Genomic DNA, 1,081 nt, shown 5'->3' with positions numbered 1-1,081 from the left:
GTTTTATAGGGCTATTTGAATAAACAGATATCGATTTTACTAAATTAATATTCTCAATATCTATATACTTTGTTCCAGACATTTGATAATACCCATTATCTACCAATCTATTACCAAAATCTTGGTATGATAGAGAGGGAATTATATCTATATTATTACATGCAAAAATAAGGTTTCCTGAATAACAGGAAATCGGCATCTCTATATCAACATTAGAAAAAGGTACATCCACATACATTTCTCCATTAATCGCGATATCACATGTTCCATCATCATCATATTCGCCATCCAATCCTCTTAATCTTACTTCATACCAACCATCTATATTAATTGGGATTTTTCCTATGAAATCACAATAACAATCATATAATGTTTGTGATAACAAAGTTGGATTGTAATAATTATATACATCAACAACATATGGCCCACCTATAGTTGGATTAGTATATACCGTCAAAGTATCTCCTGCTTCACATCTAACCATTTGTGAAAAGGTATATTTCGCCTTATAACCGGCCATGCACGAAGCAACAAATGGAAAATTTGTTTCATCTCCACCAAAAAGATTAAAACTCTTATCATACAACTCTGAAGGAATATTTCGTAACGGAGAGTTTTTGGTTTTTATAGAATTTACATACTCTGTATATTTTACAGAGTCTTCTGAATTTATGATTTGGTGTTGTGTGAGAAATATGTTATCTACATTTGCTACATGTGGAGCTGAATCAAATATCTCAACAATATTATCACCTCGTTTAAACATATACGGTTTTGAAGAATTAAAACTATGCCAACTTGGTTTCTTTGATACAATAGTATCTACACAAATACCATTTATCATAATTGGATATTCTTTCAATATACCAGAAAGTGATTTTCCTCCAAGAATAAATAGATTTAAATAATATGAGCCTTCTTCGTCCACCTTTACATAGAAAGATCTCTTTGTATTCAATCCGTCAATAGAGATTGTTGACTTATTAACAACAACCTTATTGCCCCCAACCTCTCGCATAGATTCACAAAATGCGCTCAGACAACAATTTATTAATAGTACTAATATTAAAATCTTTTTCAT

1 protein-coding gene is annotated in these 1,081 nt (G+C 30.7%); it reads right to left on the bottom strand.

Annotated elements, in window-relative coordinates; genetic code table 11:
• On the bottom strand, positions 1–958 hold a 958-nt coding region (locus CIL02_RS15250), incomplete at its 3' end, for a hypothetical protein (RefSeq protein ID WP_141210270.1).
• Positions 959–1,081: the final 123 nt, after the last annotated feature.

The sequence above is a fragment of the Prevotella sp. P3-122 genome, from assembly GCF_002251365.1.
Lineage (GTDB): Bacteria > Bacteroidota > Bacteroidia > Bacteroidales > Bacteroidaceae > Prevotella.
The sequence above is the reverse complement of the archived record's forward strand: the minus strand, read 5'-3'. Positions and strand labels throughout refer to the sequence as shown.